10 protein-coding genes are annotated in these 9,814 nt (G+C 72.3%); all 10 read right to left on the reverse strand.

Annotation, left to right across the window (positions count from 1 at the left end; all coding sequences use genetic code 11):
* The coding region (locus VFM98_RS08480) for a putative baseplate assembly protein (protein WP_325109474.1) at nt 1–1,736 on the reverse strand (1,736 nt) is incomplete at its 3' end.
* Entirely contained in the window at nt 1,726–2,160 is a 435-nt protein-coding gene (locus VFM98_RS08485; RefSeq protein WP_325109475.1) for a GPW/gp25 family protein, read from the reverse strand. The genes VFM98_RS08480 and VFM98_RS08485, both read right to left, overlap by 11 nt.
* 3 nt (nt 2,161–2,163) lie before the next feature.
* Nucleotides 2,164–3,864 carry a hypothetical protein gene (locus tag VFM98_RS08490; protein WP_325109476.1) on the reverse strand — a complete coding sequence of 567 codons (1,701 nt, stop codon included), beginning with the start codon at nt 3,862–3,864 and terminating at the stop codon, nt 2,164–2,166.
* Between the two features lie 7 nt (nt 3,865–3,871).
* Nucleotides 3,872–4,564, reverse strand: coding sequence for a phage baseplate assembly protein V (locus VFM98_RS08495; RefSeq protein WP_325109477.1), 693 nt, complete (start codon nt 4,562–4,564; stop codon nt 3,872–3,874).
* Nucleotides 4,565–4,571: 7 nt separating this feature from the next.
* Complete coding sequence (locus VFM98_RS08500) at nt 4,572–5,660, reverse strand: phage late control D family protein (RefSeq protein WP_325109478.1); 1,089 nt, start codon at nt 5,658–5,660, stop codon at nt 4,572–4,574.
* A 9-nt stretch (nt 5,661–5,669) separates the two neighbouring features.
* Nucleotides 5,670–5,837 (reverse strand): hypothetical protein, encoded by a 168-nt coding sequence (locus VFM98_RS08505; protein WP_325109479.1) that lies wholly within the window; start codon nt 5,835–5,837, stop codon nt 5,670–5,672.
* Nucleotides 5,838–5,850: 13 nt separating this feature from the next.
* Nucleotides 5,851–6,873: a hypothetical protein gene (locus VFM98_RS08510; protein WP_325109480.1), complete on the reverse strand. Its 1,023-nt coding sequence runs from the start codon at nt 6,871–6,873 to the stop codon at nt 5,851–5,853.
* A gap of 1 nt (nt 6,874) precedes the next feature.
* Nucleotides 6,875–7,408: a phage tail protein gene (locus VFM98_RS08515; protein ID WP_325109481.1), complete on the reverse strand. Its 534-nt coding sequence runs from the start codon at nt 7,406–7,408 to the stop codon at nt 6,875–6,877.
* Between the two features lie 13 nt (nt 7,409–7,421).
* Complete coding sequence (locus tag VFM98_RS08520) at nt 7,422–9,383, reverse strand: hypothetical protein (RefSeq protein WP_325109482.1); 1,962 nt, start codon at nt 9,381–9,383, stop codon at nt 7,422–7,424.
* 25 nt (nt 9,384–9,408) lie between these two features.
* Nucleotides 9,409–9,814, reverse strand: a 406-nt coding sequence (locus tag VFM98_RS08525) for a phage tail protein (RefSeq protein ID WP_325109483.1), incomplete at its 5' end; no start/stop codon positions are given.

Raw genomic sequence — 9,814 nt, forward strand, 5'->3', positions numbered from 1 at the left:
CGCGGCAGCGGCGCGGCGTACTCGGTGCCCAGGCGCTGCGGCAGCACCATCACGGACACCGCGCCGGGCACGGCGTCGTCGCGTTGATGCGGCTTGAAGCGCGGCAGCACCTCCACCCGCCCGACCTGCACGCCCGGCGCCTCGCGCGCCAGCGCGCGGTAGTCCGCCGCCGTCACGGCGCGGTCGCGGTGCTGGAAATAGGCGGGGATGCGGCGCTCGGCGGCGTCCAGCGTCTCGGCGTCGCTGCCGTTCTGCAGTGCCAGCGGCTGGAACACGTCGACGGCGGGATCGGGCTTCTCCTTCGCCCCCTGCCGGCTGACCAGGCCATCGAGCCTGGCGAGCGTGCCCGCAGGCAGGTTGCCGGCCGCGCCGCCGCCGACGCGCAGGCCGCTGGCCACGACGCGGCTGCCGGTGCTGGGCACGCGCCCATGGACGCCGTTGCCGAAGCGGATGGTGCCGGCCTCCGGGTCGAGCTGGTAGGCGTTGTCCAGCGGGCCGGCGCGGCCCAGGTCGTCGAGCGGCGACCACGCGCGGCTGCCGGCCACCGGGTCGTGCACGACGACCTGCAGCGTGGACGGATCGATGCTGCCCTGCAGGCTCACGCCCAGGTCGAAGGTCTGGTCCGAACCGCCGTCGGACACGCCGATGGCGCGCCCCGGCACGGCCTGGCGCTGCTCCACCTGCACCGCGTTGACCCCGGCCCACGCGAGCCGCAGGCTGGACAGCGCGAAGCCGGGCTGCACGCGCAGCCGCAGCCAGGTCACGAGCTGGCCGGCGTCCTCCTCGCTTTCCAGGCGCGGGGGGGCATCGCCCACGCCGGCGTGCAGGTTCTCGCGCGGGTCGTTCGAGGGCGCGCCGATGCGCTCGATGCCGGGCAGCGCCAGCCGCACGACGCCCGAGCGCGCCAGACCCTGCGTGCCGTCTTCCAGGGCCTCGAGGGTGACCATGTCTGGCACTTCCGGCGTGCTGGCGTCGCTGCCGGTGCTCATCTCCCAGACCAGCGGGATCGGGTTGCGCGCGGTGATCCCCTCCCCGTCTTCCGGCATGTCCAGGGCCAGCGCCAGGCCCACGTTGATCGCGCGCGCGCCGTCTTCCGCGTCGGCCGCCAGCGTCTGCCTTGCCTGCTGGCGCAGCTTTGCGCCCGGCGCGAGCAGCGCGATCCACAGCGCGCCGTCCACCGTCGTCTCGAGGATGTCGACGCCCGTGCCCAGGTCCTGCCCGGGCGCGAACACCTCGGTGGTCACGTAGCCCCGCGGCGTGCCTTCCGTGGTGCGGTACACCGCCTGCAGGTCCGGCAGCAGGGCATCGAAGTCCTCCTGCTCCTGCGCACTCAGCTTGCGGCGGATGAAGGCGCGACCCACCAGCGGATAGGCCGTGCAGAAGCCGAGGGTGGAGAACGGCACCGGCTTGTCGATGCTGGAGCCGGGCCGCACCTGCACCGCCACCGCCGTCCTCTCGGCCTTGACCTTCAGCGACACGATCCCGCGCGCTGCGGTCGCGGGCTTGAGCGGCATGCCCAGCAGGCGCAGGTAGGCCAGGCGCTGGCGCTCGGGAATGAGGTTGGCCCGGTACAGGATGGTGTCGCCCAGCCAGGCGAACAGGTCGATCAGCGTGCGCCCGGGATCGCCCGGCCGCGGGTGCGTCCACTCCGGCGTGTGCGCGGGGATGCGCGCCAGCAGCTCGGCGACCAGGTCGTCGAAGCTGCGGTCGTCGAGGGCGGGCGGCCTAATGGGCATTGCGCGACTCCATCACCAGGGTGAGGCCCACGCGCGCCGGCGCGCCGGTGCGCTTGTGGCGATAGGCGATCTCCACGCGCACGCCATCGGCCACGCCGGTCGCCGCATCGCTCACCGGGTCCACCGCGATGCCGTCGACCACGATGCGCGGCTCCCAGCGCTTGAGCGCGTCCTCCACCAGCTCCTTGATGCGGCTGCGCGTCGCGACGGTGTTGGGCTCGCTCAGCAGGTTCTCCAGCCCCGCGCCGAAGGACGGGCGCATCAGCTGCTCGCCGGGGCGCGTCGACAGCAGCACCTGGATCAGCTCGCGCACGCTCTGCGCGAGGTTGGGGTAGTGGAGCTGCCCGTTCTCGTCGGGCACCGGCAGCAGGGGCCAGCCGATCGGCTCCGGGAAGGACGCGAGGGTGGGCGGCGGCTTGATCACGCGCTACTCCTTGGCCTTCGGGATCGGGATGCAGATCTTCAGCAACGGAAGCCACCAGAAGATCAGGTTCAACAGCGACAGGAAGATGTTCAGGACGATGAACGCGCACAGGGTGATGATGGGCAGCGAGAAGGAGCAGATCCATCCCAGGCCGAACGCCGGATCGCCGCTGCCCTTGCCTTCCATGAGGTCCTTCGCGTCGCTTTGCAGCAGCTTCGCGAGCCGGGGTGGCAGCGCGAAGGCCACCGTGGGCTTGACCTTCTGCAGCTGCGCGCGGTCCATGAGGTCCGGCATGGGGATCACCGGCACCGGCGCACCCGCGGACTCGAACCAGGGCGCGATGGTGAACTCCTCGCTGTAGGGCGACCACACGAGGCGGCCCGGGCAGCCTTCGTGCTCGGGCTTCAGGCGCACGAAGGCGCGCACCACGTAGCGCGGCTCGGCACCGTTGCGGCCGTTGCCGAAGCGGCCGCCGGCGGGCAGCAGGCGCGAGAACTGCTGTTGCAGGCAGGCCAGCGAGGCCTCGAAGATGGCGTCGGCCACCTCGTTGCTCACGGCGCCCCAGCGATTGGGAATGCTCACGCGGGCGCCAGAGACGGCGTCGACGAAGACGGCCTTGGCCTCCAGCAGGAACTGCCAGGCATTGCGCGTGTCCACATGTGCGGCCTGGCCCCCGGAGGCGGGCACGTCGGTTTCCACCCGCAGCCGCTGCAGCGCCGCCTTCATGGCGAGCGCCCCGCTGTCGGCGCCGAAGGCGTCGTACTGGTTGTTCAGCTGCAGCAGCAAGCGGCCCAGCGTCCTGTCCAGGGCGTCGTACTCGAAACGCCGGAAGGCAGGCTGCGTCGTCGACTCCAGCGGCGTCTGGGCGGCCGCACGCGCGTCTTCCGTGGTGACGGTGCGCGTGGCCGGCACCGGGAAGATGCGGGCGCCGCCCGCAAGCAGGTAGCTCACCATGTCCGCGCGCAGGCTCTCGCGCTCCTGGGCATCGGTGCCGAAGGCCGGCGCACTCGCCGGCGCTTCGGTCAGCTCGGAGGACACGACCTTCAGGTTGCCGAACAGCAGCGTCTTGCCGGCGCCCCGGCACACGTCGGGCGGGGCGATGAAGAGCGGCTGGACGTCTTCGCTCACCGGCACCGTTGCCACCGCGAGCCGGGCCGAACCCGCCGTGCGGATGCGCTGCTGGCTCGGTGCCAGGGCGTCGAGCACGGGGTGCCCCAGCGTCACGGCCTTGCCGCGCCGGTCGTGCGCGGGATCGAGGTCCTCGTCCACCGCCTCCCAGCCGAACACCCTCGTCCCGGCCTTGAGCCAGGCCAGCTTGCGCGCCCCGTCCACCCGGCGCAGCACGAAGCCGCTGCTGTCGATCTTCGCCGGCGCGACGCGCGGCTGGCCGGGCAGGTCGCAGAAGGCTTCCAGCACCAGCATGTTGAAGACGCGCTGCAGCGGCTGGAACAGGCGCAGCGTGCCGCCTTGCCTGGAGGGCGCGGCGGCCAGCAGGCCCGCGTGCCGGGCCGGGTCGGCCAGGTCGTCCTGCAGGCCCTGCACGAACTCCTGGTCGCGCCGCTCGACGATCGTGGGCTTCGCGTCCGCCGCCCGCGTGCCGACGCGCAGGCCGGCCAGGCAGACCGGGTGCCCCGGCCCGTGCGACAGGGACTTCGGTGCGCGGATCGCGAGCGGCTTCGGCGGGCTCTGGACAGCTTGCGTCATGCGGACCTCACCAGATGTTGCCCGCCCCGGGCGTGTAGGAGGTGGACACCACCGAGTTGGTGATGAGGGTGTCGCACTTCACGACGCCGGAGAACTGCGACATCGCCGCGTCCACCTTGACCATGCCGGCGCTCACCTCCACCTGCGCGGCCTGCACCTTCACCTTGGCGGCGGCCTGGATGGATACGCCCTGGGTGTCGATGACCACGGTGTTGCCCGCGCACTCGACCTTCACCTGGCCGCCCGACTCGTCGCTGAGGGTGAGCTTCACGCCCTGCGGCGTCTCGCACACGATGGTGGCGGTGGCATCGCTCTCTTCCACGATGGCGATGCGGGTGCCGGCCTTGCCGGTGATGCTCCAGCGGTCGACCTTGCCGCCGAGGCTCTCGGGCGGCGCGGCCGCGCCGTTCCACAGGCCGCCCACCACCACCGGATGGCGCGCGTCGCCGTTGACGAAGACGACCAGCACCTCGTCGCCTTCCTGCGGGATGAAGAAGCCGCCGCGCCCGTCGCCCGCGAACGGGCTGGCGACGCGGGCCCACATGGCGACGTCGCTGGCGGTGGCCAGCGCGTACAGCTCCACCTTGACGCGCGCCAGGTTCTGCGGATCGTTGACGTCGGTGACGCGCGCCAGCCAGGGCATGGCCAGCGCGTGCAGCGGCACGCCGAAATCGTGGACGGGGAGCGTGTCGCGTTTCATCGTCGGTTCACCCCGGATTGCCGAAGTACGCGCTTTCGGCGCAAAGCTCGGTGTCGAAGCCGCGCCGCATGTCGTAGCGGTGGGTGCACGCGGTCACGTAGTACACGTTGTCGAAGCGCGGCGAGACGTCGGCCAGCGTCACGTGCGAGCCCACCCGCAGCGACGGGTTGCCTTCGCAGCAGGCCTCCACCCGCACGAAGCGGCGGGCGCGCTGCTCGAACTCGGCCTGCGCGAGCGCGTCGGCCTCGGCCTGCGTGAGCGCGAGCCGGTGCGCGGTGTGCTGCACGCGTTCGCCGAACACCTGCCGCACCAGATCCTTGCCGCCGCGGCCGCGGCCCGGGCCGACCGGCGCACCGCTGCCGCTGCCCTCGACCGCCTGGCCCTGCGCGAAGTCGAAGCCGGTCACCTTCACCTCGGTGACCTGGTGCGCCAGGTCCGCCACCACGCGGATCCTGTGCAACTGGCTGTGCATGCGCAAGGTGACCTGGTTGCGCTGCACGTCCCTGCGCGGCGCCACCTGCAGTTCGTTGCCGCTGATCTGCATGTCCGCGCCGTGGCGCGCCAGCAGGCGGCGCAGGAAGGCGAGGTCGCTCTCGTCGAACTGGACTTCCACTACGGAGGTGTCGGACAGGCCGGTCACGGTCGGCGTCAGCCCCATGCGGCCCGCCACCTCGCGCGCGATGTCGGCCACCGACTTGTTGTCGTACACCGCGGTGCGCCGCGTCATGCGCGCCTTCTGCGCCTGGTCCTCGGCCTGGACGATGAGCCGGGGCGGCCCTTCGCTGTCGAAGGCGAACTCGATGGCGCTGATGGTGCCGGAGAAGATCTCCGTCGGCGCCGCCGCCTCGCCGGCGTACACCTTCAGCGCCGCGCCCAGCTTGAGCACCCGCTCGTCCTCGAAGGCGGGGCCGACCTGGCCGTCGTCCCGGGCGGTGAAGTTGGCGAAGGCGATCTCCAGCGAGGACAGCCCGCCCTCCTGCTCGCGCATGACCATGGACTGCATCAGGCCGGCCGCCATGTCGTCGTCCTGCCCGTCGATGCGCAGCGTCGGGCGCGCCGAATAGAACGCCAGGTTGGAGAGGTTGGACTCGCCCATGGCCCTGCCTCAATCGGCCGCCAGGCGCTCGAGGCGCCAGGCTTCGCGGCTCAGGGCGGCGTGCAGCGCACGCTCGTCGACCTCGTTGCCGTCCCTGCCCTCGCCGGAGGGCGGCGCGGGGGGGCTGGAGGGCTCCCGCTGCGCCTGCACTTCGAGTTCTTCGATCACGACCGCCACGGCTTTCCCTTCCTCAATCGAACTTGATGCGGGCACCGATGCCCATGTCGGCCTTCATGCCGGACGAACTCGCGCTGACGGCCTTGCCGCCGAGGGCGAACTCGCTGCCGACCGCTACCGAAGGCGGCCGGGCCGGCGGCTGCAGCGCGGAAGCATCGAGGCGCACGCTGCCGGCCGTCCTGCTGGCGCCCAGGCCGGCGAAGGCCTGCAGGCTGGCCGCGCCGGCGGATGCGCCGACGCCGACGCCGACACCGACACCGACACCGGCGGAAGCGCCGATGCCGACACCGCCGCCGAGGCCTCCTCCGAGCCCTCCGCCCGCCGATGCGCCGGTGGAAAAACCCACGGCCGCCTTCAGCTCGATCCCGCCGGCGGCGACCGCCGCGCTGCCCGCGCCCGGATTGCGCATGCTCTCGAAGCCGTTCGCCGCCGCCAGCGCCCGCCCCGCATCGGTGTTGCCGCCCTGGGAGGCGATGCCGCTGGTACCGCGCGCGCCCACGGGCACGAGGCGCACGTCGCTGCCGGACGCGGCGGCGGCGTCGGGATGCCCGGGCGGCAGGGCCGCGAACACATCCTTCGGGTCCTGCGCCGACAGGCCGATCTTCAGCGTCGAGCGCAAGGGCACGCCCTCCGCCGAAAAGAAGTCGAGGTTCTCCTTGAAGGACTCGACGATGCCCTTGAACAGGAAGGTGCCCCAGCGGAAGCCCACCAGCGGCGGCGCCTGGTCCTTGTTGGTCGACTTGTCCCCCGGGTTGAGGAACTGCTTGATCCGGTCGGTCTCCGTGCGCACGTCGCCGCCGTCGTGCGTGCTGTCGAAGGTGAGGTCGAACTCCAGCTTGGCCGTGGTCTGGGCCACGAACTGCTTGGCGTTGGCGTCGCGCCCCTTCTTCTCCAGCGTGTTCTGCACCGAATAGGACAGGCTGGTCGGGTTGAACTGCACCAGCACCGCATCGGGGCTGTCGGCGTTCGGCTCCTGGCTGGGGTTGGCCTGGTCGACCTTGAAGAGCCTGGCCTTGTGTTCGTCCCGGATCCGCATGTCACACCGCCTCGAAGAACAGGCCTTCGTGGGCGAGGTGGATCTCCTCGATCCCGACGTCCGTCGCCCGCCCGTTGAAATCCGCCGCCTTGAACTTCACCGGCATCGCCCGCTCCAGCCGCCACTGCAGCCGCGGCGTGCCGTCGATGTCCAGCAGGGTGATGCGCACCGTCAGCCGATGGGCGAAGGCGCCATTGGCGCGCACGGCGCCGTCGCTGCCGCCGGCGCCGCTGAACAGGCCCCACCAGTTCCACAGGTCGCGCTCCCGCGTCATGCCGCGCTTGAGCACCACCGTCGCGAAGCTCACCTGCCCTGCCCGCTGGTGCGCGCCATAGTTGGCGCCGCCCTCCTTGATGGCCCGGGCCTCCATCGTGGCCTCCAGCCCCGTCACTTCGGAGAAGGCGCCGTGGCACAAGGGTTCGTCGCCGCTGGCGCCGCTGCCGCCGCCGCGCGCGGAGATCGGTTCGCGCACGAAGGCCACGTGGAAGCGGAAGCCGAACATCGGGGGGGCGAAATCGTCGTTGCTGTCAGCCATGGCCCTCTCGCTTTCAGGCGGCATTGGCGAACGCCGAGGCGGCGCCGGCATCGCGCAGGTTCAGCACCACGACGATGCGCTGGACGGGCTGCGCGGGCAGGATCTCGACCTGCGCGACCAGCCGGCCGGCATCGATGTCGTCCTGCCGCATCGTGTCGCGGCCGCAGCGCACCACGAACGGGACACCATCGGTGGACAGCGCCCCGCCCGTCACCAGCACGCGCATCAGGTCGGACAGCCGCTCGCGCACGCGTGCCCACAGCCATTCCCCATTGGGTTCGAAGCCCAGGTCGTTGCCGGCCTCGCGCGAGGCCTGGATGACCACGTTGAGCAGCCGGCGCACCGCGCCCTGGCGCGTGCGCGGGTCGGCGGAGCAGGTCACGTCGGAGAGCAGCCGCGGACCGCGCGGCGTCGGCCCCAGCAGGCACACGCGCTCGGCCAGGGTGAGCAGGCCCAGCGGCGTCCACACCGCCTGCTGCGTCGCCTGCGTCCAGGCCAGCGGCGGCTCGGCATCCTGGAAGCGGTGCAAGGCGCGGGTGGCCGCCGAACGGTAGGCGCCACGTTCCAGCGCGCTGCGCGCCAGCACGCCGGCCAGCGTGCCTTCCGGCGCTTCGGCTCCGCCCTGGGCGTCGGCGCTGTCGCCGGTGCGGATCCAGGGGTAGGCGAGTTGCAGCCGATCGCTCAGGAGCGCCGTGCCGTCGGCGGCCGGCCGGATCCAGCCGGGCGCTTCGGCCATCCACGCGATCCACTTCGCCGCCGGGGGCAGTTCGGCCGCATCCGCGAGCAGGGGCAGCGACGCGAGCAACTGCACGTCGCGGCGGTGGAAGGCGCGGCCGCCGTTCTCCAGCACGTCGAGCGCGCGCAGCTGCAGCTGCCGCCACGCCTCCAGGCCTGCCGCATCCAGCCGCGGCAGCGGCAGGCGGCGGCCGACCGGCAGGCTCGCGGGCGGGACTTCCTCCACGCACTCGACGAAGCGCTCGTCGGCCGCCACCACTTCGGCCGGCGGCACGGTGGAAGGAAGCGGCCGGGCGCAGGCATCGATCAGGTCGGGCAATACCGCGAAGCTCACGTCGTCCAGGCCGTAGACATGTTCCAGGCCCACCCAGTCCGCTGCCGACAGGGCCACGGGCTGGCCGGCGCCGAGCAGCCCCTTGAGTTCACCCTGCAGCACTCGCCGCCGGATTCCCGGCAGCTGCGGGCAGCGATCCACGTCGTCGTCGAACACCGTCGGCGCGGACGGCCCCACCCGCTCCGGGAAGCACGCGGCGAAGCGGCCGACGCGGGTGTCGAACACGTCGCTGGGGTCGCCGCTGCGGATCAAGTAGCAGCGGCGGCCGCCTTCGCCGAAGAAGGCGCGCACCGCCACGCCCAGCGGGGTGGCCAGCACCGGGTCGTCGTCGCGCACCTTGCGGTCGCGGATGCCGCGCTGGTCCCAGGCGAACAGCGCATCGAAGGTGTCGAAGCTCCCGAGCGCCACCGGCAGGTTGTGCAGCCGCTGCAGGCGCAGCCAGGCCGCGAGTTCGTCGGTGCCGAGGAAGCCGCGCGGCTGGAAGCCCCGTTCGCGCAGCTCGTCGACCAGCGCGTCCGGCACCGGCGTCAGCGTGCGGCAGGCCTTCAGCAGCTCCGCGAACACCGGTTTGCTGGTGCTGCCGCCGGTCTGCGCGGCGAGGAAGTTCGACAGCGCCGCCCTCTCCCCGGCGGTGGACGCCCGCGCCACCACCGTCTCCGCGAAACGCGCCCCCGAGGCCAGCGACACGCGCAGCTGCGCCACGGGGATGCCGCCCACGCTGTCGATGCGATGGGCCACCAGCCAGCGGGCCAGCACGTTGGGCATGGTCCGCAGCTCCGACGGTGCCCGCAGCTGGCGCCGCGCGACGGTGCCGACGAAGCAGGCGACGTCCGTGCGCAGCGGGTGGGCCGCGGTGGGCGGCGCCACCTCGAAGCTCAGGCCGGGCGGCGGGCGGAGGCTGGACATGCGGGATGGGGCGGGTGCCGCAGGCTTATTCGAGCAGGTAGCCCTCGCAGGAGAGCACCAGTTCCTCCATCGCCACGTCGCCGCCGCCCTTGGCCGCCAGCGTCGGCCCCGTGTACTTCAAGGGCACGGCGCCCTGCAGGCGCCAGGTGGCGACGGGGCCGGCATGGGCCTCGTCCTGCAGGTGGATCACCACCGTGCGCTTGGCCTTGTAGCCGTCGGTGCGCGTCTGGTTGATCCAGTCGAACAGGTCCCTGCTGCCCATGAGGCCGCGCTTGAGCGTCACGTCCCCGACCTTGTGCACGCCGGGAATCTTGCGCACGTGGTTCTCCGCATCGTTGCCGTTGCGGTACTCGGCCACCGTGGTTTCCGTGACCAGGCCGGACACGTCGGAAAAACCAGCGACCACGCCGGTGCCCAGGTCCACCTGGAAA

The sequence above is a fragment of the Ramlibacter sp. genome (assembly GCF_035706265.1).
GTDB lineage: Bacteria > Pseudomonadota > Gammaproteobacteria > Burkholderiales > Burkholderiaceae_C > Ramlibacter.

Coding starts and splice junctions, on each gene's coding strand:
- VFM98_RS08490 (WP_325109476.1), bottom strand. CDS start 3,864: ATGACGCAAGCTGTCCAGAGCCCGCCGAAGCCGCTCGCGATCCGCGCA.
- VFM98_RS08495 (WP_325109477.1), bottom strand. CDS start 4,564: ATGAAACGCGACACGCTCCCCGTCCACGATTTCGGCGTGCCGCTGCAC.
- VFM98_RS08500 (WP_325109478.1), bottom strand. CDS start 5,660: ATGGGCGAGTCCAACCTCTCCAACCTGGCGTTCTATTCGGCGCGCCCG.
- VFM98_RS08510 (WP_325109480.1), bottom strand. CDS start 6,873: ATGCGGATCCGGGACGAACACAAGGCCAGGCTCTTCAAGGTCGACCAG.
- VFM98_RS08515 (WP_325109481.1), bottom strand. CDS start 7,408: ATGGCTGACAGCAACGACGATTTCGCCCCCCCGATGTTCGGCTTCCGC.
- VFM98_RS08520 (WP_325109482.1), bottom strand. CDS start 9,383: ATGTCCAGCCTCCGCCCGCCGCCCGGCCTGAGCTTCGAGGTGGCGCCG.